The sequence below is a fragment of the Desulfuromonas acetoxidans DSM 684 genome (assembly GCF_000167355.1).
GTDB classification, from domain to species: domain Bacteria; phylum Desulfobacterota; class Desulfuromonadia; order Desulfuromonadales; family Desulfuromonadaceae; genus Desulfuromonas; species Desulfuromonas acetoxidans.
The window spans coordinates 21,017-45,089 of the sequence record NZ_AAEW02000008.1 but is presented as its reverse complement, the minus strand read 5'-3'; the positions used below and the strand labels follow the sequence as shown (position 1 = coordinate 45,089).

Below are 24,073 nucleotides of genomic sequence, written 5' to 3'. Positions count from 1 at the left end.
AAACGCAATCAATAACAATAGAAATATGGAGGATGTTATGGAAAACAAATTGGAACAACTTTTTTATGTTGCTCTCGGCGGCGCCCTGGCGGCAAAAGAGCAGATTGAAAAAAACAGCGAAGAGCTCAAAGATTGGCAGGGTAAAGCCGAAAACACTGCGCGCACGTTTCTTGATGATCTGGCCGAAAAAGGCGCAGAAGAGCGCGAAAGCCTGCGTCAAACATTAAAAGGACTGCTCAAGGAAGTGATCGATGAATTGGGCCTGGCCACAAAAGAAGATCTTGAACAGTTGAAAAAGGAACTGGATCGTTAAGTGGGCCGGTTGATTTTGCTCATTCTGCGCCAGTGTCATCCACTGCGCAGTTATCGCATCTTCCGCTTTCTGGTCACGGTGTTTTTGTTGTTTCGCCGCCGCGATCGGTGGCTGTTGTGGCAACCACTGTCACCACACGAGCTGGTGGCCACCATCCGCACCCTGGGAACCAGCTTTCTGAAGCTGGCCCAGGTCCTCGCCACCCGTGCGGACTTTTTCGACAGCGACTATCTGGCCGCACTGCGTCAGCTCCACGACCAGATGCCACCGATGAACGACGCCCAAAGACGCCAGGTCATGGAGAACGCCTTCGGTGACAAGACCTATTTCAGCGCCTTTGACGAACAGCCCATCGCAAGCGCCTCCATCGGCCAGGTCCATCGGGCACGGCTGAAAAAAGAGGGCGACTGGGTGGCGGTCAAACTGCTGCGCGCCGACATTCGCTGGATCGTGCGCATTGACATCGTTCTTCTCAACCTGTTCATGCACCTGTTTCAGCCACTGTTCACCGACCAGACCCGTCACTCCATCGAATCGGTGCTACGCGCCTTTACTCAGGTGATTCTCGAAGAGGTCAACATGAGCCGCGAGTTGGCCAACCTCGAACAGTTCCGCCAGATCTACAACGACCATCAACCGGAGATGATCCGCTTTCCGACACCCTACCCGGCCTATTGCAGCGAGTTTGCCCTGGTGATGAGTTTTGAAGAGGGTGTGCGCATCGACAATGTAGCAGCGGTAAAAAAAATGTCGGTGTCGTTCGAAGAGCTGATGCAGCATCTGGTGATGTTCTACACCGAACAGATGCTGGTCAAGGGGATCTTTCACGCCGACCCGCATCCCGGCAACCTGCTGGTGACGGAACAGGGGCAACTGGTGTTTCTCGACTTCGGCATGGTCAGTCGGATTCCCCAGGCCATGCGTCAGGCGATGATCTACGCGGTCAAGGCCGCTTACGAGCGCGACTACGATCTGCTGGTCAGCGCCACGCGCCGCCTCGGCATCCTCACCGAAGAATCAGATCCACGTCACATGAGCGAGGTGGCCGAACGGTTGTTTGACATCTTCGACAGTGAACAACTTGATGCATCAAGCATGCAGGAACTGGCGTTCGGTGTGCTTGACGTGCTCCACGATCAGCCGTTCAAGCTGCCGCAGGATATTATTTACGTCATGCGCGTCAGCTCGCTGATTGAGGGCCTGGGGACTCAGTACGTCACAAACTTTAACGGCGTCAAAGACATCCTGCCGATCCTCAAAAACAACCTGCCGCGGGCTTTAGGTGAAAATTCTCTCGGCCTTGACAAGCTGATCAAGGAGGTCGCACAACTGCCTTTGACCCTGAGCCGGGCACGGCGGGTAACGGAACTCGCCGAACAAGGTGATCTGGTGGTGCGCATGGCCAATGCCGACCGTCAGTACCTGCTGCACCATCTGGCTAAGCTATTGCGCCGCCTGGCAATAATCATTTTCTGGCTGGCCGTCGCCTTCTACCTGCAACGCGCCCCGCAATCCTGGGCACAGAACGCATCGTGGATTGCTTTAGCCGTCGCCGGTCTGCTGACTTGGCGCGGTCTACGTTTGAAATAGGAAAACACTTATGCCTTCTGCGCCATCTGCCCCAGTCATCATGTGGTTCCGCCAGGATCTACGCCTGCATGACAACCCGGCCCTGCTCACAGCAACACGCCTCGGTCCGGTCATCCCCATTTATATTCTCGATGATGAACATGCCGCAGATCAGCGCATGGGCGCGGCCAGCCGCTGCTGGCTGCACCGCAGTCTGGACGCCCTCAATCAACAACTTGATGGCCACCTGCAACTGTTTCGGGGCCCGGCTGATACTCTTCTTGAACAACTGGTTCAGCACTATGACTGCCGGACCGTGACCTGGAACCGCTGCTATGAGCCATGGCGGATCAATCGCGACAGGATAATTAAAGAGAAACTGCAAGGGCTGGGCATCACCGTCCACAGTGACAACGGTTCACTGCTGTGGGAACCATGGCAGGTGCTGAAAAGAGACCAGACGCCCTATCAGATATTCACACCATTTTACCGCCACGCCCGCGACAGTGTGCCGGTCCGGTCCCCCCTGCCCCGACCTGCCGAAATCGCTCTGGCTGCGGTAACACCGTACAGCGCCTTGAAACTGGCGGACCTCGAATTGCGACCTAACCATCCATGGGCGGACAAAGTCCTCCACCACTGGCAACCGGGAGAAGCTGGCGCTCAGCAACGCTGGCAGACCTTTATGGAAGAAGAATTGCTCGGTTATGGTGAGGGGCGCGATTTACCAGCGCAGCCCCACGTCTCTCGTCTGTCACCGGCTATCCATTGGGGGGAGATTTCCGTGCATCAACTGTGGCATGACGCGCAAGCCATCGGCCACGAAGACGCCCTGGCGTTTCAACGTCAACTCGCTTGGCGGGAGTTTTCCGTTACCCAGCTATTCCACCATCCCGATATGGATCGGATCAATCTCGACCGTCGCTTCAACCTCTTCCCCTGGCACGATGATGCAGAGAAACTCAACCGCTGGCAGCAGGGGCTGACCGGCATTCCGTTTGTGGATGCCGGGATGCGCGAGCTATGGCAGACCGGCACCATGCACAACCGGGTGCGCATGGTGGTGGGATCATTTCTGGTGAAAAATCTCGGCATCCACTGGCACCATGGCGCCGCGTGGTTCTGGGACTGTCTGCTCGATGCTGATCTGGCCAACAACAGTGCTAGCTGGCAGTGGATTGCTGGCTGCGGAGCGGATGCCGCACCCTACTTCCGCATCTTCAATCCGGTCACCCAAGGCCAGAAGTTTGATCCCCACGGCGACTACACCCGCCACTTTGTGCCGGAACTGGCCAAGCTGCCGAACCGCTATCTGTTCTGCCCGTGGCAAGCTCCGAAGGGTTTGTTGCAGGAATGTGGGATTACGCTTGGTGGAACCTATCCTGAGCCGATGGTTGATATCAAAGTCTCACGCCAGCAGGCGTTGGATGCCTATGCGCATATGCGGCAGGCAACTTGAATGATTTTTTCACCACTGAGACACGGAGAAAACCTCATGGCAGACCTTTTTTCTTAGCCTCACGATAAAGGCCTCGATAACTTCGGATAAGATCTGAACATTCTCAAATCCATATTTGTAGGAGAGAATTTATTCGCGAATGTTTTTGGGGCTTTCTTTTGATTCTCCCAAAATAAATCTTGGCCTTTATCCGACTTGATCGTGAAGTCATCGTGAGGCGAAACGGGGTTGCCCTTCTCCATGTCTCCGAGCCTCCGTGTTAAAAACCACCAACTACAAAACCTCCCTCACCTCTTGAACCCACTCCGAAAATTCGCTATAACAGGGGCCGTTTCGAAACGCCCTAATCAAGGAGCCCTGTTTCACCATGATGATGTTTCTGTCCGCCCCGGCCAGCTTCCTGTTTTTCTACCTGGCCTGGCATTTCATCCGCCGCAAAGAATACCGCAACGGCATGGTCATGAGCCTCATTGCCGTGTTCCTTTTGGTGGTTACCGTCGCCTTCGGCGCTCTCGGTTATTTCTGGTCAACTCTGGACTATCAGGGACCGATCATCTGAGCCAGCCCTCTAAACCGGCAATTCAGCATAATCGCCGTTTTCGCTGTAGCACACCAGTTGCTGACTGACCACATCAGAACGGACATACAGTCCGGCATCCTCCACCTGCAGCACCTTCACCACCTTTTTAAACCGACTGCTGGCCGGCATTAAACCTTCAAACACATTGTGGAAGTTCAATAATCGCTGACGGTTAAACTGGCAATCGCGGCGCTCCGGATAAAGCGCCAGATAAAAGATCTCGCTCTCGACCAGATCCTGGAAAAAGTGGGAGCCGTAGGATAGCTCCGGCATCATGCCGCCGCTTTCAAAGGCCACTTCGCCAACAATGGTCATGTTGTTAATTTCGTTGAAGGCAATTGGCACGCCGAGACTCGGTGTTGATGTCCCCCAGCGTCCTGGTCCGAGCAGCATGGTTTTGTTGTCCTGTCGATCGGCAATGCGCTTGTTGAGGCGGCCAATAAGGCGGGCCACCTCAAATTTATCCGCATGGCCGAGACGGGCATATTCATCAGGCTCGACCCAGATAATCCAGCTCAATTGGTGGGCAACATTGCCACCCATAAAATTGCCCTCGTTACGAAAGATCACTTGCTCGTCATCGAGATCGGTCGGCAACTGACCCAGAGTCTGAATGCCCTTGGTCTGCAACGGACGGCACTGCACCACGCACAAACGGATGGTCTGCTGGGTATCAACACTGGCAGTAAATTCAATATCCACCGGATAATCGTAGGCATTTTCCAGTGTTTTCAAGGCGTTCTGCATCATGGCGCAAAAATCGGTCTGCGCCAGAAACCGCTCAAAGGTGAGCAGCCAGACATCCTCTTTTTGCCGGGTGCGACTGCGGATAAGGCTGCTGGTTTCAGTATCGCGCACACCATACAGAGACCATGGCATTTCAGGTAATGCCCCGGAAAGGCGCAGGGTAGACACTGTCTGCAGCGCGTTTTCCTCAACATTGAGCACATCGACATCACGCTGGGAAAACTTGCGCACGTCTTCCACGCCTTTGACCGGGCGCTTCATTGGCGCATCCAGAGCGACAATGCACGGATAGTCACCATCAACCCGATCGACGGCACGGGTTCCCAGACCGAGAACCAGGCGCAACATCCCGGCGGTGGGTTCCATGTCACGATCCCAGACAAAACTGTTGTACGACACGCCGACCCCGGCCAGTTCCGGAAAGTAATAGCGCTCATGGTAGCTGCCGGACACCCGCTGCACCAGCAACGCCATCTGCTCGTCGCTCTGATCGAGTCCGCGCTGCAGGCGATAGGCCAGCGCCTCTTCGCTCATGGCACTGGCAAAAATCCGCCGCACCGCATCCTCAAACATCTCCAGCCGCTCTTCCGGGGTACCCTGGTTGGTGCGGAAAAAACTATCGTATTTTCCGGCAAAGGCATTGCCGAAACCGTCTTCCAGTAAGGAACTGGAACGGACGATAATCGGGTATTGTCCAAAATATTCCAGCATGCGCCGGAACCCTTCGCGGATCGATTCAGGAAACACGCCCTGCATCATGCACTCGCGTAACGTCTCAGCAGCGGAAAAATAGCCATCAGTGTTTTTTTGCTCCATGAACAATTTCCACCAGCCATTGTGGACGATGTAGCTGTAGTAGACGTTGGAACCCACATAAAAGGAATCATGAGGTTCCAGAGCATCGCGCCAGGTAAACGACAATTCTTTACTGAGGATATGGTTAGCGAGCAACATACCGACGGCCTTGCCGCCGATAAAGCCGGTACCGATGATACGCGAACGAATGTTGATGAGATCAGACAAGGAGAAATAGCGTTCGGCGAGCGCCAGCACGCGTTCATCGCGGCCAATCATATGACGGCAAATATGACGAATCATGGTCAGTTGTTCGCGCGGTTCAGCCTGTTCGCGATCCAGGCGTTCGGCTTCGAGAAACAACTGATGCCAGTGATCGAGATAGCGGGTACCGTACCCCTCACGACGACCATGGGTACGTAGCAGCTTAGTTGCTTCCCAACTGTTGGTGATGGGAATGAAGCGGTCACCGTGTTTGCGATGCGGCAGGAACATGGTCGGCGAGTGGCGTTGCCAAACCTTGCGTGGGTGGACGTAGAAATGTCCATCGGCCTGGTAGACATCGACCAGCACCTGGGTGGTCTGACGGATGCGGTCGAGGGTTTCAAACGAGTGACTATGGCGGATCAGGGCAAAATAAGCCACGGTATCCAGCTCGAACAGATACGGGCAGGTGACCCAGAAAAAGTTGCCGACCATGTGGTCGGTGGTCCAGGCGGAAAGCAGTTCCGACAGGCAATCGAAAACGTAAAAAGCGCCGGTGCCTTCGTCGCGGAGGATTTCATGGATGCGGGTGGCGAAATGTTCAAAGCCCTGGCGTGGATCGATGGAGCACACCCGAATGTGGGGTGACGCCCCGAGCAGCGGCTCGTGCTCACCGAAGCGCATGTAGATCACCCGTCGATTCTCTTTGAGGGCATGGTCGACATAGGGTCCGATGAAATAGCGGTAGTCATCGATGCTGTCAACTTCCCACACCACGTTGTCGCCGATGCGGAGTCCGTCGAGAATCTGGTCGAGGCTGTCGTAGCCGGAGGTGACGCGTAATGCTGAATCCATTGAAATTCCTCTGTAGAGTAATTTGGTGTTTTGTGGTTTGCGGTGTTTGAACTGGTTGCTACAGCGAACCCTTTTCCGTTCTCAATGTTGGTGCCCACGTGACGTGGGCTTCCGCGCCCACACTCGGGTCCCTTTTGCGTCGACAAAAGGAACGCAAAATCGACTCCCAAGGGGTTGTCATAAATCAGCCTTCACGGAGTTGTTGCGGATCTTTTTCACGTCAGCGGCGTTATCGGTCGTCGCCATAGAACGACTATAGCTCCTCCCTCTGCCTTGCTGACGCAATAAATCTCACGCAACACCTCTCGTTCTTCTGATTCATAACAACCCCAATGCGCCCTTACGGGTTCCCTCACTCCATCCGCTTCCGCCGTGATGTCGGCAAAACTCGCTGACGCTCAAACAGTTGCCGACGATCATCACGGCTCCAGCTCCTTGCGTTCGGCGCTGCAGTACGGGAGAGCTTGGGGGCTCTATTCGTTTATCGCGGGCTGTTCAATTTTACTGCCCTTGGGGTGGGCAAAGCCCACTCCCTCTTTGCCAGGGTGCCAGCACAACTTGGTTGTTCAAGCTCCTGTTTTTTATCACCGTCAATGCCATCGCTGATGAAGCCCACGATTCGTTGACCTCAAGGGCAACGAGCCGAATCAGTGAAGCATAACGGAAAACGATTCATCCTATCTAAATCAAGAAATCACTGTGAATCCCTAGCCGGCTTTTGCATCCTTTTGGGCGGCTTGCCAAAAGGATGTCGCCTGCCGGGGCGAAACCCGGCGATCTTGACCTTGATTTTGTTCTTCTGTGGTCCACCATACGGAACAAATTGCTCCAGCGCACTTCAGCCGTTCTCGCTGTTGCTCCCCACATGACGTGGGCTCCCGGGCTTCGCGCTCTTCGAATTCCCTCACTTCAGTACGGGAGGGCTTCGCTAAGATACGAACATTTTCTTAATGCACAAATGGCTCCGATCCCTGCAGGAGGAATCGGAGCCAAAAGCATATCACGATTGATCAAAAATCAAATCAAGCCTAATGCCGACATTGATTTGGCCACTTTGATAAAACCGGCAATGTTGGCACCGTTAACATAGTTGCCCGGTGTGCCAAACTCATCAGCCGTTTCGTAGCACAGTTGATGAATGTTGCACATGATCTGCTGCAATCGCTCTTCGGTATATTCAAACGTCCATGAATCACGGCAGGCATTCTGTTGCATCTCCAGAGCACTGGTTGCTACGCCACCAGCGTTGGCCGCCTTACCCGGACCGTAGGCAATCCCGGCTTCGAGGAAAACCCGTACCCCTTCCGGCGTGGTCGGCATGTTGGCCCCTTCACCGACGGCAATACAGCCGTTTTTCACCAGCATGGTGGCATCCTTGCCGTTAATCTCATTCTGCGTGGCCGACGGCATAGCCACCTGGCAGGGCACTTCCCAGATATTACCCTTTTCAACGTACTTGGCGTCTTTGCGATAATTGAGGTAATCCTTGATACGACGCCGCTCGATCTCTTTGAGCTGCTGGATAATCTCCAGATCGAGACCGGCTTCATCATAGATGTAACCGCCGGAATCGGAACAGGCCACAACTTTGCCACCAAGTTGATGAATCTTTTCGATGGTGTAGATCGCCACGTTGCCGCTACCGGAGACGACACAGGTTTTGCCTTCCAGCGAATCACCACGCACCTTGAGCATCTCTTCAACAAAGAATGCCGCGCCATATCCGGTAGCCTCGGTACGCACCAACGAACCGCCCCAGTCGAGTCCCTTACCGGTCAACACACCCGCCTCCCAGCGGTTGGTGATCCGTTTATACTGACCAAACAGGTAACCGATCTCCCGACCGCCAACACCAATATCACCCGCCGGAACATCGGTATGCTCACCAATGTGGCGAGCCAGTTCCGTCATGAAACTCTGGCAGAAACGCATGATCTCAGCGTCAGATTTGCCCTTGGGATCAAAATCGGAGCCACCCTTACCACCGCCAATAGGCAGACCGGTCAAGGCGTTCTTGAAGATCTGTTCAAAACCAAGAAATTTAATAATACCGAGATACACCGAAGGGTGAAAACGCAGACCGCCTTTATACGGCCCCAAGGCACTGTTGAACTCAACACGGAAACCACGATTGATGTGAATCTGTCCGTTGTCATCCTGCCAGGGCACACGGAAGATAATCTGCCGTTCCGGTTCACAGATTCGCTCGATGATGCGCTGATCGCGAAACTCGGGATGTTTGACCATTACCGGGCCAAATGATTCGAGAACTTCACGCACGGCCTGGTGGAATTCAGTCTCACCGGGATTGCGCGACAACACTTCCTGATAGATGGGCTCAATTTTTTCGTCAAAGGTCGGGGTCATGGTTTTTCCTTCCAGAGGTGTTTAAAATTTAATCACATATGCAAAAACATCACTTTTCTTTATCTACAAAATCAATGCCAAACCCATAAACGCTGAAAAAACGCCCTTATGCACATTTTATAAACAGAAACCAACCAGCCCAACAAACACAAATAAGTACTTCATTGTGTAGTCTGAAAACACATTAACGCCTATTGCCGTAAAAAACGGCCTAACAGAAAAGAAACACGCCAGTGACACGCAGTTAATATTTCAGGCTAATGATACCGCCTTGCGTTTGTTAACCATTGTTCTCTGCCACTGAGTTCAACGAAGAGCTGGTGAAACACGCTGAGAAACACAACCCTCATTGCAATCCACAACAAGGAGAACCACATGATGCCACGACAGACCCGCGTTATCACTTTTCTGGTGATGACGCTCTTACTACTGACCACAATGGCTCAGACCGTCCTGGCGGCCAATGGACGCGTGGCCGGCCAGGTACAGGATTCTGTGAACGATATCAATTTGATGGGCGTGCTCGTCAGCGCGGACAATGGCCAGACCAAAACCGTAACTGACCGCGCCGGCAACTACAGCATCAACCTGGCAACCGGCGAGCACTCTCTGACCTTCAGCTATCTGGGCTACAGCAATGTCACCCGCCAGGTGACGGTTGCAGAAGGCAGCACCAGCAGCCTTGACGTCGATTTCGGTAGTGAAGGGATGCAGATGGATGAGATGGTGGTCAGCGGTCAGGCCGTTGGTCAGGCGCGTGCTCTTAACCAGCAGAAAAACGCCCCCAACCTGCAAAACATTGTCGCCTCGGACGCCATCGGCCGCTTCCCAGACCAGAATGCTGCCGAAGCGTTGAACCGCATCCCCGGCGTTTCCATTGAACGCGATATGGGCGAAGGCCGCTTTGTCATTGTCCGCGGTATCGATCCGCACCTGAACAGCGCCTCCATCGACGGCATCACCCTGGCTTCGGCTGAAGACGGCACCCGTGCGGTTCTGCTCGACGTCATCCCAACCAACGTTGCCGGCTCGCTGATCGTCACCAAAGCGCTAACCGCCGACATGCCGGCGGACAGCATCGGTGGCCACATTGAAATTGTTTCGCCCAGCGCTTATGACCGTAACGAGCGCACCATTCGCGGCTCCGTCGGCGGCAACTACAGCGACATCAGTGACGAGCTGACCGAAACCGGCGAACTGACCTTTGGCGACGTGTTCGGTGCCAACGACCAGTTTGGCGCTCTGTTCTCCGTCAGCTACGACAAGCGTGAGTTCGGTTCCGACGACGTCGAAGCCGACCCCTGGGAATTGAACGATGATAACGAGTGGGTCACCGAAGAACTGCAGTATCGTGAATACGATCTTACACGTGAGCGCCTCGGTTTTACCACCAACCTTGAATACAAGCCCAACGACAACAACAGCTACTTTTTGCGCGGCCTGTACAGCGAGTTTACCGACCACGAATACCGTCGCCGTAGCATTATCAAGGATATGATGATGCTGCCGGACACCTCGTCCACCGGCCTGATCGTGGGTGAAGATTACGAAGACGACGCGACGGAACTGTATCCGACCACCGAGCTGCAACTGAAAAACCGCGAAGAAACCCAAATGAACTGGGCGCTCTCCGTCGGCGGTGAAAACGAGGTCGACACCTGGACCATCGACTACAAAGCCGCGTACTCTTATGCCGAGCAGGACACACCGTTCGACAAACAGTACCTCTACGAGACCAGCGACCTCAACTACACTTACAGCGACGCCGATGGGGACACACCCAACATCACTGTAAACAGCGGCGACATGAACGACCTGAGCATCTACGAGCTCGACGCCATTGAGGACAGCGAACAACTGGTCGAAGAAGAAGCGTGGATCTTTGCGGCCAACGTCAAGAAAGAGCTCAACACCTCGTTTCAGTCGTATCTGAAAACCGGTATTCACGTCACCCTGCGCAATAAAACCAATGACCTGGAGATGACGGTTTACGAAGATGCCCCGGCAGCTCTGGCTACCCTTGAAGGGCTGACCACCGGTGGCCGTCACGAAAACACCGATCTTCCGCTCATCGATGATGACGTTGACGACCTGTTTGACAGCTTGAAAGATGATTTCGGCACCATCGAGTACGCTCTTGAGGACTCCGTTGCCGAAGACTACGAAACCGACGAGAATGTCTACGCCGGTTACATCATGGGCGAAGCCGATTTCGGCCGTTTCACCCTGCTGCCCGGTGTGCGCGTTGAGTACACCGACCTGGAATGCCGGGGCAACGCGTTTGATGAAGACACCGAAACCTACAGCGCACAGAAGAAAACCAACGACTACACCAACATCCTGCCCAGCCTGCACAGCAAGGTGCGTTTCAGCGACGACCTGATCCTGTATCTGGCCTGGACCAACACCATCTCCCGTCCGCAGTGGGACCAGATGTACTACGGCAAATTCACCGATGACGACGGCAACATCGAGATTGGCAACCCCGATCTCGATCCCTACGAAGCGATGAACTGGGATGCCACTCTGACTTACTACATGCCTGATTCTCTCGGCATGGCGTCCATCGGCGTGTTCTACAAAGACATCGACAACTTCATCTACGAGCAAACTGCGGACATGGGTGATTACGAGCTGACCACCTTCCGCAACGGCGACGAAGGGGAAGTCTACGGCATTGAGTTGGCCTACCAGCAAAAACTCAGCTTCCTGCCCGGTGCGCTCGATGGCTTCTCCATCGAGGGGAATCTGACTCTGTCCGACAGCGAAGTAGACGTCTTGCCCTCGGAAGAGGGCGGCGAAGGGCGCACCGTCGACATGATGCGTCACTCCGACACCGTCGGCAGCGTAGCGTTGTCCTACGAGAAATACGGCTTCTTTGTACGCCTCAGCGGAACCTACCGCAGCGAATACTTGGACGATTTGGGTGAAGAGAAATTTGAGGACCGCTACATCGACGATCACTTCCAGGTCGATCTGTCCACAGCCTATACCTTCATGGACAAGTACACCCTGTATGCCAACTTCATCAACCTGACCGACGAACCGCTTGATGCCTACTACGATCAGTCGGGCCGCAACAGCCAGTACGAAGAGTACGGCTGGTCGGCACGCTTCGGCCTCAAGTTCAACTTCTAGCCGCCTGTCGCATCAGCGACGTACGGTTGATTCAATACTGTCCCGACCCCTGCCAGCCAGGGGTCGGGTTGTTTTACAATGACAGGTAGACACGTGACTCTCTTTTCCCCCACACAAGACACAATCCACCGCTGGCTCGCCGGAGCTGTGCTGCTCCTGATGCTCGTATGCGGTCTGGCGACCTCGGCCGACGCCAAGCTGACCTTCCGTCAGAATAAACATCTGTATCAGGCGCAAAAAGCCCTGCAAGTCGGCGATGCACAGCAATGCGTCACCATGATCCACAGTTACACGACCGAGTATCCCGACGACATCCCGTACCCGTTTTACTCGCTGCTCGGCGCCTGCTACCACCAGCTAAATGACTACCCAAAAGCCGCCGAGGCCTTTGCCACGGCTCTGAAACTGCAACCGGACGATGCCCAACTGTCGATCAATCTGGCCACCTGCTATTACCTCGACGGCCATTACGATCAGGCCGGACGTCAATTTTCCCACAGCTACCAATTACAGCAGGCCAAAGACCCCCAACTGCTTTATCAGTCTGCCGTCGCCTTTATTCAGGGGGAACATTACCGCCAGGCCAAACAAAGCCTGACCAGCCTGATCAACAGTGGGGCAACAATTAAAGCCAACTGGTACGAATTGCTGCTCTCCTGCCACATTGAGCTCAAAGAGTGGCAGCAAGGCCAACAGCTTCTCGACCGCCTGCTGCAGCAACAGCCCGAGCACGAACCCTACTGGCGCCTCAAAGCCCAGATCGCCCTGCAGCAGGAAAAGTATAAACAGGCGGCATCCGCCCTCGAAGTCACCCTGCGTCTGCACGGCGACAACCGCGACGATCTGACGCAACTGGCCGGGCTTTACGGCTACCTGAGAGCACCGCTGCGCGCTGCCGACTTGCTCAAACGCGCCTACCAAGACACCCCAACCCCGGAAAACAGCCTGAAGATTGCCCGCCTTTATCATCAGGGCTATGCCTACGATGAGGCCCTGGCTGAAGTGGATGCGGCACTGCACCGCTCGCCGAAAAACAGCGAGCTGCACAGCCTCAAGGCGCAACTGCTCTACGACCGGGGCAGCTATCAACAACTTCTGGCGCTGTCACCGACGACAGCCCGCCCGCGGCAACACCTGCTGCAAGGCTATGCCGCCTGGCATCTGGGCCAATGGGAAACGGCCCGCACCCATTTTAAGCAGGCCCTTGGCGACCGACGTTTCCGGTCTCAGGCCCGCAACGCCCTGGATGTCCTTGATCTCCTCGCCCAGGCCGAACAGGAGAGTAACGCTGCAATCTAAAAACAACCGCTCATTTTTCTCAGGATGCAAACGGTCCTGATGCAGTCACACACGATGGAGTACCGATGATGAACACAGCATGGAAAACCCTGTGCCTGACCCTGGCCATCAGCACCCTGCCCCTGCAGGCTCTAGCTGCCGACCCGGCACAGATCCAACAACAAAGCACCGCCACCCTCAAACAGGAAGTCGCCACTCAGGACAAGGTGGAACAGTGGTCCGAACAACGTCAGGCCCTGGTCAACGACCTGCTTGACCAGAAGACCCAACTGGAATGGAACCGCTTTCAAACCAAGAAATATCGCCAATACGTTGATCACAAGCAGACCACCATTGCCGACCTTAAACGGCAAAAAGAACAGATGACCCTGCTGCGCAAAGAACTGGAACCATTTCTCGACAGCAGTGTGGAACAACTGCACAACGATGTCGCCAAGGACCTGCCGTTTCTTGACCAGGAACGCAGCGAACGTCTGGCATTTCTCGACCAGTCCCTTACCGACCCTGATCTGGCGCTGAGTGAAAAACTGCGCCGAGTCCTCGAAGCGTTGCAGGTGGAAGCCGACTACGGCAACAGTGTTGAAGTCACCGAACAAACCCTGTCTCTGGCCAGCGGCGACACCATGGTCCAGGTGCTGCGTCTGGGGCGTGTCGGCCTGTTTTACCTCAGTCCCAACGGCGACAAAGTCGGCCAGTGGGATGTGCAGGAGCGGGTGTGGAAACCATTGCCGGAAGAGTATCGCGACACCGTGCGCGTCACCATCGACATCATTGAACAGAAACGTGCCGCAGAACTGATTGATCTGCCGCTGCCCGAAGCGGTTCGTAGCACGGAGGGCGTGTAATGAAAACATTGAAAACTTTAGTCATTGCAGCTCTGCTGCTGGTTGCTCACAGCTCTTTTGCCGCCTCCTGGCAGGAGATCAGCGATTCTCTGACCACCATGAACCAGCAGGGGCTGTCCCGCGCGGCCATGATCGAACAGCTGATACATCAGGACGAAGCCGATCTAAAAAAGGCCCTCAGCCAACTGCGCAGCAAGGTAAAACAACAGAAACAACAGCTCAGCGTCGCCCAGCAAGATCTGGCTAAACTGAGCAAGGTCGAGCAGAAGCTCAATCAGGAACTGGCTGCCGAGCAGGAAGAGATTGAAGGGATTCAGGGCACGGTTCTCGGGGCCGCCAAACGGGTCAATGACCTTTTTGAGCACAGTCCGCTGGGTGCCGAGTTTGTCCAACAACGTCAGACCATTGATACCATCCTCGAGAAGAAAAACTTCCCCGGCATGGATGAGATTCGCGCCCTCACAGCCCTGTGTCGCGCCTATGCCACAGCCGGCAGCCAGGTCACTCTGGGCAATGGTGAATTTTTTGCCGAAGACGGCAATGTTGTTCGTGGCGAGATCGCCCGTATCGGTGCGCTGGGTGCCGTTTACCGAGACCGCGACAACGCCGGTTACCTGCAAGCCAACAGTGACGGACGTGAACTGGTAGCGGTCGCCGGTGAGATTCCCGGTCCAGCACTGAATGCCATTGATCGCTTTTTCAGTGGCGAGCACAGCCACCTGCCGTTGGACATCTCCGGTGGCGCGGTATTTCTGCAGATGACCCAGAGCAAAAGTTTCGGCGAATGGCTTGAATCAGGCGGTTTTCTGGTGTGGCCGATTCTGGCTATCGGCGTCATCGCTCTGCTGCTGGCCGCTGAGCGTCTGGCGTTCTTCCTGCGCATTCGCGCCAACTCCGACACCATCCTTCACCAGGTCACCCGTTATGTGGAGTTGGATCAGATCAAAGAGGGTGAGATGTTCTGCCGGGAGAAGAAAAACGCCCCCACCTGCCAGATCCTCGCCAGTTGCCTGAAGCAGATCGGCCAGACGCAGGAGGTTCTCGACAACGCCCTTGAAGAAGCCTTGATGAAACAGATGCCGCGCTTTGAGAAGTTTCTGCCCACCATGGCCATGTTTGCTGCCATTGCCCCACTGCTCGGCTTGCTCGGGACTGTTACCGGTATGATCAGCACCTTCCAGGTGATCACCGTGTTCGGCACCGGCGATCCAAAGATGATGTCCGGTGGCATCTCCGAGGCATTGATCACCACCCAAGTCGGTCTGGCCGTGGCCATCCCCATCATGCTGCTGCATCATCTGTTTGAGCGGCGCGTGGATGTGTTGATTGGCGACATGGAAGAAAAAGGCACGGCGTTCAAGATCACCCTGCTGAAAACCGGGCGTATCACGCCGCAACCGCAGGATAGCAACCATGAGTAACCTGCTTGGCGAAAGCCTTGACATGATCCGCCACGGCGGGCTGGTGATGTGGCCGCTGCTGGTCAGTTCGCTGGTGATGTGGCTGATGATCTTCTACAAAGGCCTGCTGTTTTTTCAGGCCCGCCGAGAAGAGGTCAGCCTCAAACAATGCCGTCAGGCGCTGATTGAACAACGCTACATCGGTGCTTTCTGGCAACAGAACATCCTGCGCCAGTTTATCTGGCTGCGCGAGCACCAGAGCCTGGATCGCGACCACCTGCTGCAGTTGCAGCAACGCCAGAGCAATGAAGTGGATCGTTTTATCGGCACGATTTTGGTGCTGGCCAGCGCCGCACCGTTGATGGGCCTGCTCGGTACGGTCAGCGGCATGATCACCACCTTTAATGTCATTTCCGTGTTCGGCACCGGCAATGCCCGCGCCATGGCCGCCGGGATCTCCGAGGCCCTGATCACCACCCAGGCCGGTCTGGTGGTCGCGGTGCCGGGGTTAATTCTCGGCGCCCTGCTCTACCGCCGCGCCGAACAGATGAAAGAGCGGATGCAGCGCTTCAGCCTGCGTCTGCTGCAACAAGGAGGGCTGTAATTATGGCTCGAGTCAGTCTCAGTCGCCGCCAGCGGCGCAAACCCGCAGAACTCAACATGTCGCCGTTGATCGACATGATTTTCATTCTGCTGATTTTCTTTGTCGTCACCACCTCGTTCGTCCGCGAAGCCGGGGTCGATGTGCAGCGCCCCATCGCCCAGACCGCTGAAACACGTGACAGCACCAACATGGTGCTGGCCATCACCGCCGACAATATCGTTGTCATCGAAGGCAAGCCCATTGATGTGCGCTCGGTGCAGTCCTATATGGAGCGTTTTCTGATGCAGAACCCCAACGGATCGGTGGTGTTGGCCGCAGATCGCAGCAGCCGCTCCGGCCTGGTGATCCAGGTGTTGGATGCCTGTCGTCTGGCCGGGGTGAAAAACCTCAGTGTTGCGGCGAAAAAAGGGGCCTGATATGGCAAAAAAGCGCCCCCTGCTCGTCACGGCCCTGGCCGCTGCCGTGGCCACTAATCTGGTGCTGTTTCTGTTGATTCCGCTGTTGTCGCAGATCGATGGCAACGCCGACGAAGAGACCACGCGCAGCGCCTTCACCTTTAACAACCTGCGTCAGGCACCGCCGCCTCCGCCCCCCGAGGAACAGCACAAGCAGCCGCCACCGCCCAAGGAGTTACCGAAAACACCACCGGCATTGCCGACGCGCAGTCAACAACCGCCACCCAAGGCACCGCCAATGCAGATGCCGCAACCGCAATTCGAAGCGGCGGTGAGCGACATGAAACTGGGCGGCATGGCCTTTAACCCGGTCAGTGCCCCGCAGAGCGAGTTTGACATCAGCCAGGTGGACACCATGCCGCAGGTGATCAGCCGCCGCGAACCGGTGTATCCATACAAGGCGCGCCAACAGAAAGTCAGCGGCGTGGTGATGGTGAAATTTCTCGTCGCCACCGATGGCTCGGTCCATCAGGCGTCGGTGGTGCAGGCCAACCCGCCCGGCGTGTTTGATGAAGCCGCCCTGCAAGCAGTGAGCAGTTGGCGCTTCAAGCCCGGCATGCTTGATCAGTCCGCCGTGGCCACCTGGATCACCGTGCCGATTCGTTTTGCCATCAATTAACCCTGAATTGAGAAAAATATTGAGGAGCTTGCAATGAATTCTGTGTTCACAACATTCACCCGCACCCTGAGCGTGGCCCTGCTGGTCACGACACTGGGGCTACCGGCGCTCGTCACCGCCGATGATGACGCCCCGTATCAACGCAACTGCGATACACCGATCATCCATCCGAAAAAGGTCACGGACATGACGCCTAACGACACCGATGACCCGGCCATCTGGATCAACCCGCACGACGCGGCCAAAAGTCTCATCGTCGGTACTGACAAGGATCGCAATGGCGGACTGTACGTATTTGACCTCAAAGGACACATGCTCAAAGACAAGACCGTTGCCCTGAAGCGGCCCAACAATGTTGACATTGAATACGGCCTGATGCTGGGCGGCAAGTCCGTGGATATTGCCGTGGCCACCGAGCGCCTGACCAGCAAGCTGCGCGTGTTCAGCCTGCCGGATATGACCGCCATCGACAACGGTGGCCTCGATATGTTTGTCGGCGAGCAGGGCGAAGATCAGCGCGCCCTGATGGGCATCTCCCTGTACAAACGACCCTCAGATGGGGCGATCTTCGCCATTGTCGGCCGAAAAAACGGCCCCTCCGGCAGCTATCTGTGGCAGTATCTGCTTCACGATGACGGCAGCGGCCAACTCAGCGCCACCCTGGTGCGCCGCTTCGGCACTTTCAGCGGCCTCAACGAAATCGAAGCCATTGCCTTAGATGATGCGCTGGGCTACATCTACTATTCCGACGAAGGGGTCGGTGTGCGCAAGTACTACGCTGATCCATCGCAGGGCAACAAAGAGCTGGCCTTGTTCGCGACCAAGGGGTTTGCCGGCGATCACGAAGGGATCTCCATCTATACCCAGCCCAACGGCCAGGGGTACATTCTGGTGTCGGACCAACAGGCCAACGAGTTTCACATCTTCCCGCGTCAGGGAACGACCGACGATCCTCATCACCACCCGCTGCTCAAGGTGGTGGAACTGGCCACCTGCGAAAGTGACGGCTCTGAGGCCACGTCGACACCCTTGGGCAAAAATTTCCCCCAAGGGATGTTTGTCGCCATGTCCGACAACTGCACCTTCCAGATCTACACCTGGGAGCAGATTGCCGGTGACGACCTGTAGCCAAACACGAAGACACGCTTGAATTCTTTTACCAAGCATTCATAGGATAGGACCATGATGATATCTCTGCATAAAAGTCATCGCCCGTTACGCGATGCCCTGATTGTTCTGACCTTTGCCACGCTACCCTGGCTCAGCGGCTGCAACAATCAGTGTGAACCGGAAACCAGCCACCATGCCTACACCCACAACGAGCAGCCTGCATATGCCACTGTGGAATCTGAAACCGCACCTTCCACAGCTGCGCAACCTCAACGGATGGAAGCAGCCCCAACGTCCCACGCTAAAAATGTTATTCTGTTGATTGGCGACGGCATGGGCTTCAACCATCTGCGCGCCGGCAGCCTCTACCGCACAGGCGAAACCAACGCGCCGCCTTACCGTGATTTTGATATCAAAATGGCCATGAGCACCTATCTCAATGGTGGCAACTACGATGGTGATCAGGTTTGGAGCGGCTTCGCCAACGTCAAGGAAGGGGCCACAGATTCTGCGGCCGCAGCTACCGCTCTGGCCTGCGGCACCAAAACCTACAGGGCTGGCCTGGGTGTGGATTGCCAACGTCAGCCTGTGGATAACATTGTGGAAATCGCTGAAAAGCAGGGGAAATCCACCGGAATTGTCACCAGTGTGCCGTTGAGCCACGCCACCCCGGCCGGTTTTGTTGTGCATAACGTCAGCCGTCGTAACTACGAAGAGATCGCCCGTGAGATGATCCTCGACAGTGGTGTCGACGTACTGATGGGCGGCGGCCATCCGTGGTACGACAACGATGGCCAACTGCTGGCAACACCGGAAAGTTACCAGTATGTCGGCGGCGAAAAACTGTGGCACCAACTGCAGGAAGCGGCGGTTGGTGGCGATGCCGATGGTGACGGCATTAACGACCACTGGACGCTGATTGAAAGCCGCAACGAATTTCAAAACCTGGCGAAAGGCTCCACGCCCAAGCGTCTGCTCGGCGTACCGCGCATCGCCAAAACCCTGCAACAGGAGCGCAAACTCGAAGGCGATGGCGATTACGGCAGCCACGTGACCACAGAAACAGTTAAACCCTACACCGTACCGCTGATCACCACGGTTCCAACCCTGGTCGAAATGAGTCAGGCCGCCCTCAACGTGCTCGACAACAACGAACAAGGCTTCTTCTTGATGATCGAAGGCGGTGCCATCGACTGGGCCAGTCACGATAACCAGTCCGACCGGCTCATCGAAGAACAGGTCGACTTCGACCGCACCGTCGCCGCCGTCTGCGACTGGGTAGAGCAACACAGCTCCTGGCAGGATACCCTGGTTCTGGTCACCGCCGATCACGAATGCGGCTACCTCACCGGCCCAGACTCCGACCCGCGCTGGAACCCGGTCACCAATAACGGTGCCGGAAAACTGCCCGGCCTCGAATGGCATCACACCAGCCACACCAACTCGCTGGTGCCGCTGTTCGCACGCGGCCCCCATGCCGAGCAACTGGCGCAACGGGCGACCAACGACGACCCGGTGCGTGGCCCGTATGCGGATAACACCGATCTGTATCCGGTAATGCAATCCGTGCTGGAGAAGTAATCGCTACAGGATAAAACATCAAGCGGCCGATGCAGTGCATTGCATCGGCCGTATTTAAGTTCACCGTGATATCCCTTTCCGGCAGCGCGAAACAGGAGCATCATGGCTCATTGCAATAGCTGTTGTAATGCTGAGTGTTGACGTGGCCATTGCTGTCGATGTCGCTGAAGCGAACCGCAAGCTCCAGGCAATACGGGGTGCTGGTCATTTAGTTTTCCTTTCCCTGATTCCAGGCAGCCAGTGCCAAGACCGCATTATGCCCACCAAAGCCAAAGCCGTTGGATAAAGCCCTGGTGACCGGTTGCGGTCGGGCAACCAGCGGCACGTAATCGAGATCGCATTCGGGATCGGGCTGGTGGAGATTCAGCGTCGGCGGGATCAGGTTGTGATTGAGGCTCTGGATCACGGCAACGACTTCAATGCCACCCGCCGCGCCGAGCAGATGGCCGGTAGCGGACTTGGTGGAGCTTACCGCGACCTGCGGATGCTCTTTGCCCATCAGTTGCTTGATGGCGCGCGTTTCGACGCGGTCGCCTATGGGCGTACCGGTGCCGTGGGCGTTGATGTAATCCACCTGCTCAGGTTGCCAACCTGCCATGGTCAAAGCCTGACGCATGGCAGACAGCGCACCACGCCCGTCAGGATGTGGTGCCGTGAGATGGTAGGCATCGCAACTTGAACCGTAGCCGCACACCTCCGCATAGATGGTGGCGCCACGCGCCAGTGCCTGCTCCAGCTCTTCGAGAACAAGAATTCCTGCCCCCTCGCCCATGACAAAACCGTCACGCCGCTGATCAAACGGCGCGCAGGCTTCCTGCGGCACGTCGTTGCGGGTCGACATGGCTTTCATACTGCAAAATCCGGCCATGGCCAGAGGCGTCAGCGGCGCTTCACTGCCACCGGCGATCATCCGGTCGGCGCGACCCGCTGCAATGGCCAGACAGGCTTCGCCGATGGCATGGTTGCCGGTGGCACAGGCACTGACCAATCCCAGGCACGGCCCCTGGGCACCAAACTCCATGGCCACCAATCCGGCAGCCATGTTGGGAATCATCATCGGAATAAAATAGGGGCTGGTGCGCTTGCGGCCACTGGTCACCAGGGTTTCGCAGGTGCGGTTGAGGGTTTCAATGCCGCCGATGCCTGAGCCGATATAGACGCCGGTGCGTGCGGCATTGTCTTCATCCACCACCAACCCGGCATCGCTGACCGCCTGATGCGCGGCATCGACGGCAAACAACAAAGAGCGATCCCAGTCACGTGTCTCGCTGCGTTCGAGCAAGGTGGGATGATACGCCGTGATTTGCGCGGCAATGCGTGTGGAAAAAGCCGCCAGACTTTCATCGTCCAAGGCACGAATGCCACCCTTCCCGGCCACCAGACCGGACCAAAACTCCTCCACTCCTTGCCCGAGGGCTGAAACCACGCCCATGCCTGTGACGACCACCCGTCGTAATTGTGTCATTTTTGATCTCCTCCACACAAAAAGACCGATCGGTCTCTTTGTTGGCAAAAAAAATTACCTGGGCCGCAAACTCTCCAGGTAGCCATCCAGTTGCGCCACAACCTGCTCCGCCGGATATAAAGAATCGTGGAGCTTAGCCAGAAAAATACTGCCTTCGGCAGCCGCCAGCACAAAGCTGGCCACCTGTTCAACATCACAATCGGCGCGAAACTCGCCGGCAGCCATGCCCCCTTCAAGGAGTGAAATAACCAGCGTTCGCAGCCGCTGCATGGCGTGAACAGCCGCCTGTTTGAGCGGCGGATAGGAATCGTCGGCCTCAATGGACGCATTGAGGATCGGACAACCACCGCGCAGCGGCTCATCCTGGCTGACAGCCAGCCCAACCCGATACAGCGCCCGCAGCTTGGCGGTCCATGTTGTCTGACGCACGACCTGATCGTGAAACCAGTCTGCCATCAGGCCAACGTTGTAATGGAACACCTCCAGCGCCAAATCTTCCTTGCTGGCAAAATGATTATACAAACCGCCCTTTTTCAAGCCGGTGGCCTGCATAATTTCAGATAAGGTTGTGCTGTAATACCCTTTGGTATTAAACAGCCCGGAAGTCTGCCGCAAAATGCGCTGTCGTGTCTCGTCACCTTTTCCCATAGGGGCCATTTAAGACCAATCGGTCTTTTTTGTCAAAAAGTTATTTCCTGATGAACGGTGAACGTGACTTGGAGGCATTGCCACACTAGCAAGATGAACTGAAAAAGGTCTGCTTAAAGGAAGGTTTGGTAATGAAGGCAGAGGTCACTCGTAATAGTGTTTTTCCGGCAATTCAATGCTGAAGTAATCGCCACCGATGCGAGTCATATCCACCAGGCTCTCGCCAACGGAGGCCCAGAACCCTTCTGCCGTGGAGTGCTCGCCACTCAAGGCGGACATGGGGATGGTTTCAGGATCATGAGTGGTGACAACCACCAATCCTTGAACAATTTTATGGTCAAACGTGATCGTGACAACGTGGTAATAGCGTCCGGACCGCCATCGAACGTCACGGACTTTAAACCGGTAACCTTCAGCGAAGAATCCACCACCCTGCGCTTTTTTGCGGTCCATGACCAAGGCGGCAACGGTATGATTAGGCGGGATGCAAGAGTTCTCGCCAATCGCGCTGTAAATTTCATCAGAGTGACTTCGCCCCTGATTGACGATGGCCACATTGCCATGCCCTTGCTGAACCACAACCGCTGTCGAAGGGACCGATCCGGGCATTCGGGCGTAGATGCGATGGCGTTCGAGACAGTTGAGATACGTTGCCTCGTAGCTTTCAAAGAGACGATTGTAATAGCGATAAAAGGTCAGGTAGCCTGTAGCTGAGGCAAGATTGCCGGGAGCGTTCAAAGGTCGTCCGGTCTGGTCATTGAGAATTTGCCCGGTGGAATTGAATGCCTCGTCCAACGCGCTTTGTCCCAACAGAGCAAAATCGCGATTCGCCGGAATCTCCAGTTCTTCAAGAAGTTCGAAAACCGTTCCCTTGGGGATATCGACGAGAGAATCAGCCCACGCAAGCGGGACGATGAACAGTTGGAGGGCCAGAAGCCCCAGTCCGAATATTTTAACCATGCCCCTCTCCTCCCACAAAAAAGCAGACAGTCGTGGCAACCCCATAGCAACCTCATTCTTCTGCTGGTTGAACTGGAGGAGCCAACTGAACCCGGTAGTCCTCAACAGCCAGAACAATGCCCCCTTCATTTGGAGGAACAGACCGAAGAGTGAGCAGCAACGGATTGCCATCGTATTGCCCCTGCCGATAAATTTCGCCAATCAGGTAAAGCGTGTCTTGATACAGAACCTGGCTGCCGACAAAAGCCTGGCAGACAATGCTGTCGCTGAGGTGAAGCAGGAGCGGTTCCTCCGTTGACAATTCGGACTGATCTATCCGCACCAGCGGGATCACCGCCTCGTTCTCCTTACCGAACAACGACATGTTCGTACAGCGGCAAGTCGTGTCACGATAACCCTCCTTATGAAAAATCATAGTCCGACTGACCGGCCAACCTGCACCGGGAGCGGGTAATTGGTACACGGTTCCGGAGGTCAGTGCCGGATAATTGAAGCGACCGTCGTCTTCCGTCCGCAACGATTGTGGCGTCCAGCCTTCAGCAGCCGGATCAGCTTGCTCATTGATTGAAGCACCGCCTAAGGGCACTCCGCTGATACTATCCACCAGAGTTCCCGAGAACGCAGGAATGTCGGTTCTGCTGCGGGGAATACAGCCGCTCAAAAGCAGCACAACAAGCAAAAAGAGGAGACTGTTACGCATCGTCGACCTCTATTCAGGCTCAGGAGGCTGATTGAGTTGGGATAAACGCTCAGCAGCTTCGTTACTGTATTCTCTGTCCGCAGCCTTAACCTGCTTGAAATATTTTGCGGCTTTCTCCTGTTGACCATCGAGCTGGTAAGAGCGGCCAATCAGGTATTTCAGATCACAAAATCCCGCCGGATACCTGTCCGCCAAATCAAGGCAGATACTGTCTTCGTGCATTCCGACAGGATTGTCTTTGTACTGATGAAAACAACGATCATGATCAGCACTCTCCGGTGATTGCATGGCAAAAGCTGCCGTCGCCCACAACAGGAGAAGACAAACACTAACTGGTAGCTTCATAAATTTTCCCTTCAA

The 24,073-nt window shown here is 55.6% G+C and carries 21 protein-coding genes; 13 read left to right on the top strand and 8 right to left on the bottom strand.

Features of this window, described 5'->3' with window-relative positions; genetic code table 11:
- Nucleotides 1-37 precede the first annotated feature (37 nt).
- The 4 genes from DACE_RS08045 (at nt 38) to DACE_RS08025 (ending at nt 3,900) form a co-directional block, all read left to right on the top strand.
- Nucleotides 38-313, top strand: coding sequence for a hypothetical protein (locus DACE_RS08045; protein WP_006000127.1), 276 nt, complete (start codon nt 38-40; stop codon nt 311-313).
- A complete protein-coding gene (locus DACE_RS08040; RefSeq protein ID WP_006000125.1) occupies nt 314-1,903 on the top strand; it encodes an ABC1 kinase family protein in 1,590 nt (529 codons plus the stop codon). It begins immediately after the preceding gene.
- A 10-nt stretch (nt 1,904-1,913) separates the two neighbouring features.
- Nucleotides 1,914-3,341 carry a cryptochrome/photolyase family protein gene (locus DACE_RS08035; RefSeq protein ID WP_006000122.1) on the top strand — a complete coding sequence of 476 codons (1,428 nt, stop codon included), beginning with the start codon at nt 1,914-1,916 and terminating at the stop codon, nt 3,339-3,341.
- A gap of 367 nt (nt 3,342-3,708) precedes the next feature.
- Nucleotides 3,709-3,900 (top strand): hypothetical protein, encoded by a 192-nt coding sequence (locus DACE_RS08025; RefSeq protein WP_006000120.1) that lies wholly within the window; start codon nt 3,709-3,711, stop codon nt 3,898-3,900.
- A 9-nt stretch (nt 3,901-3,909) separates the two neighbouring features.
- Here DACE_RS08025 and DACE_RS08020 read toward each other — a convergent pair whose 3' ends face one another.
- Together DACE_RS08020 and gdhA are read right to left on the bottom strand one after the other, a co-directional pair.
- Nucleotides 3,910-6,522 (bottom strand): PEP/pyruvate-binding domain-containing protein, encoded by a 2,613-nt coding sequence (locus tag DACE_RS08020; protein WP_006000118.1) that lies wholly within the window; start codon nt 6,520-6,522, stop codon nt 3,910-3,912.
- Between the two features lie 1,017 nt (nt 6,523-7,539).
- Complete coding sequence (gdhA, locus tag DACE_RS08015) at nt 7,540-8,889, bottom strand: NADP-specific glutamate dehydrogenase (RefSeq protein ID WP_006000116.1); 1,350 nt, start codon at nt 8,887-8,889, stop codon at nt 7,540-7,542.
- Nucleotides 8,890-9,264: 375 nt separating this feature from the next.
- Between gdhA and DACE_RS08010 the strand changes: the two genes are divergently transcribed.
- The 9 genes from DACE_RS08010 (at nt 9,265) to DACE_RS07970 (ending at nt 19,940) form a co-directional block, all read left to right on the top strand.
- The gene (locus DACE_RS08010) at nt 9,265-12,027 is read left to right on the top strand and encodes a TonB-dependent receptor (RefSeq protein ID WP_006000115.1); all 2,763 of its coding nucleotides are present in this window, start codon (nt 9,265-9,267) and stop codon (nt 12,025-12,027) included.
- Between the two features lie 93 nt (nt 12,028-12,120).
- A complete protein-coding gene (locus DACE_RS08005; RefSeq protein WP_162013597.1) occupies nt 12,121-13,326 on the top strand; it encodes a tetratricopeptide repeat protein in 1,206 nt (401 codons plus the stop codon).
- Between the two features lie 65 nt (nt 13,327-13,391).
- The gene (locus DACE_RS08000; protein WP_006000113.1) at nt 13,392-14,171 is read left to right on the top strand and encodes a DUF3450 domain-containing protein; all 780 of its coding nucleotides are present in this window, start codon (nt 13,392-13,394) and stop codon (nt 14,169-14,171) included.
- On the top strand, nt 14,171-15,592 hold the full coding sequence (locus DACE_RS18690; protein WP_006000112.1) for a MotA/TolQ/ExbB proton channel family protein: 1,422 nt from the start codon (nt 14,171-14,173) through the stop codon (nt 15,590-15,592). The genes DACE_RS08000 and DACE_RS18690 overlap by 1 nt, the downstream gene beginning before the upstream one ends.
- The gene (locus DACE_RS07990) at nt 15,585-16,175 is read left to right on the top strand and encodes a MotA/TolQ/ExbB proton channel family protein (RefSeq protein ID WP_006000110.1); all 591 of its coding nucleotides are present in this window, start codon (nt 15,585-15,587) and stop codon (nt 16,173-16,175) included. Before DACE_RS18690 ends, DACE_RS07990 begins: the two co-directional genes overlap by 8 nt.
- 2 nt (nt 16,176-16,177) lie before the next feature.
- Nucleotides 16,178-16,591 (top strand): ExbD/TolR family protein, encoded by a 414-nt coding sequence (locus DACE_RS07985; RefSeq protein WP_006000108.1) that lies wholly within the window; start codon nt 16,178-16,180, stop codon nt 16,589-16,591.
- Nucleotide 16,592: 1 nt separating this feature from the next.
- The gene (locus tag DACE_RS07980) at nt 16,593-17,249 is read left to right on the top strand and encodes an energy transducer TonB (protein ID WP_006000106.1); all 657 of its coding nucleotides are present in this window, start codon (nt 16,593-16,595) and stop codon (nt 17,247-17,249) included.
- Between the two features lie 33 nt (nt 17,250-17,282).
- Nucleotides 17,283-18,377: a phytase gene (locus DACE_RS07975; protein WP_006000104.1), complete on the top strand. Its 1,095-nt coding sequence runs from the start codon at nt 17,283-17,285 to the stop codon at nt 18,375-18,377.
- A 54-nt stretch (nt 18,378-18,431) separates the two neighbouring features.
- Nucleotides 18,432-19,940, top strand: a complete 1,509-nt coding sequence (locus tag DACE_RS07970; protein WP_006000101.1) for an alkaline phosphatase — start codon at nt 18,432-18,434, stop codon at nt 19,938-19,940.
- Nucleotides 19,941-20,040: 100 nt separating this feature from the next.
- Here DACE_RS07970 and DACE_RS18130 read toward each other — a convergent pair whose 3' ends face one another.
- From DACE_RS18130 to DACE_RS07945, 6 genes are all read right to left on the bottom strand, one after another.
- Nucleotides 20,041-20,148 carry an acyl-CoA thioesterase family protein gene (locus DACE_RS18130; protein WP_155809043.1) on the bottom strand — a complete coding sequence of 36 codons (108 nt, stop codon included), beginning with the start codon at nt 20,146-20,148 and terminating at the stop codon, nt 20,041-20,043.
- On the bottom strand, nt 20,149-21,405 hold the full coding sequence (fabF, locus tag DACE_RS07965) for a beta-ketoacyl-ACP synthase II (protein WP_006000099.1): 1,257 nt from the start codon (nt 21,403-21,405) through the stop codon (nt 20,149-20,151).
- Nucleotides 21,406-21,459: 54 nt separating this feature from the next.
- The gene (locus DACE_RS07960) at nt 21,460-22,053 is read right to left on the bottom strand and encodes a TetR/AcrR family transcriptional regulator (protein ID WP_040366607.1); all 594 of its coding nucleotides are present in this window, start codon (nt 22,051-22,053) and stop codon (nt 21,460-21,462) included.
- A 144-nt stretch (nt 22,054-22,197) separates the two neighbouring features.
- Entirely contained in the window at nt 22,198-23,013 is an 816-nt protein-coding gene (locus DACE_RS07955; RefSeq protein ID WP_040366604.1) for a hypothetical protein, read from the bottom strand.
- A 52-nt stretch (nt 23,014-23,065) separates the two neighbouring features.
- Nucleotides 23,066-23,713 (bottom strand): hypothetical protein, encoded by a 648-nt coding sequence (locus DACE_RS07950; RefSeq protein WP_006000093.1) that lies wholly within the window; start codon nt 23,711-23,713, stop codon nt 23,066-23,068.
- Between the two features lie 9 nt (nt 23,714-23,722).
- The gene (locus DACE_RS07945; protein ID WP_006000092.1) at nt 23,723-24,058 is read right to left on the bottom strand and encodes a hypothetical protein; all 336 of its coding nucleotides are present in this window, start codon (nt 24,056-24,058) and stop codon (nt 23,723-23,725) included.
- Between the last annotated feature and the right edge of the window lie 15 nt (nt 24,059-24,073).

Bases quoted from the DNA above. Each gene is read 5' to 3' on its own strand.
- DACE_RS08045 (WP_006000127.1), top strand. From the start codon at position 38: ATGGAAAACAAATTGGAACAACTTTTTTATGTTGCTCTCGGCGGCGCC.
- DACE_RS08035 (WP_006000122.1), top strand. From the start codon at position 1,914: ATGCCTTCTGCGCCATCTGCCCCAGTCATCATGTGGTTCCGCCAGGAT.
- DACE_RS08025 (WP_006000120.1), top strand. From the start codon at position 3,709: ATGATGATGTTTCTGTCCGCCCCGGCCAGCTTCCTGTTTTTCTACCTG.
- DACE_RS08020 (WP_006000118.1), bottom strand. From the start codon at position 6,522: ATGGATTCAGCATTACGCGTCACCTCCGGCTACGACAGCCTCGACCAG.
- gdhA (WP_006000116.1), bottom strand. From the start codon at position 8,889: ATGACCCCGACCTTTGACGAAAAAATTGAGCCCATCTATCAGGAAGTG.
- DACE_RS08010 (WP_006000115.1), top strand. From the start codon at position 9,265: ATGATGCCACGACAGACCCGCGTTATCACTTTTCTGGTGATGACGCTC.
- DACE_RS08000 (WP_006000113.1), top strand. From the start codon at position 13,392: ATGATGAACACAGCATGGAAAACCCTGTGCCTGACCCTGGCCATCAGC.
- DACE_RS18690 (WP_006000112.1), top strand. From the start codon at position 14,171: ATGAAAACATTGAAAACTTTAGTCATTGCAGCTCTGCTGCTGGTTGCT.
- DACE_RS07990 (WP_006000110.1), top strand. From the start codon at position 15,585: ATGAGTAACCTGCTTGGCGAAAGCCTTGACATGATCCGCCACGGCGGG.
- DACE_RS07985 (WP_006000108.1), top strand. From the start codon at position 16,178: ATGGCTCGAGTCAGTCTCAGTCGCCGCCAGCGGCGCAAACCCGCAGAA.
- DACE_RS07980 (WP_006000106.1), top strand. From the start codon at position 16,593: ATGGCAAAAAAGCGCCCCCTGCTCGTCACGGCCCTGGCCGCTGCCGTG.
- DACE_RS07975 (WP_006000104.1), top strand. From the start codon at position 17,283: ATGAATTCTGTGTTCACAACATTCACCCGCACCCTGAGCGTGGCCCTG.
- DACE_RS07970 (WP_006000101.1), top strand. From the start codon at position 18,432: ATGATGATATCTCTGCATAAAAGTCATCGCCCGTTACGCGATGCCCTG.
- DACE_RS18130 (WP_155809043.1), bottom strand. From the start codon at position 20,148: ATGACCAGCACCCCGTATTGCCTGGAGCTTGCGGTTCGCTTCAGCGAC.
- fabF (WP_006000099.1), bottom strand. From the start codon at position 21,405: ATGACACAATTACGACGGGTGGTCGTCACAGGCATGGGCGTGGTTTCA.
- DACE_RS07960 (WP_040366607.1), bottom strand. From the start codon at position 22,053: ATGGGAAAAGGTGACGAGACACGACAGCGCATTTTGCGGCAGACTTCC.
- DACE_RS07955 (WP_040366604.1), bottom strand. From the start codon at position 23,013: ATGGTTAAAATATTCGGACTGGGGCTTCTGGCCCTCCAACTGTTCATC.
- DACE_RS07950 (WP_006000093.1), bottom strand. From the start codon at position 23,713: ATGCGTAACAGTCTCCTCTTTTTGCTTGTTGTGCTGCTTTTGAGCGGC.
- DACE_RS07945 (WP_006000092.1), bottom strand. From the start codon at position 24,058: ATGAAGCTACCAGTTAGTGTTTGTCTTCTCCTGTTGTGGGCGACGGCA.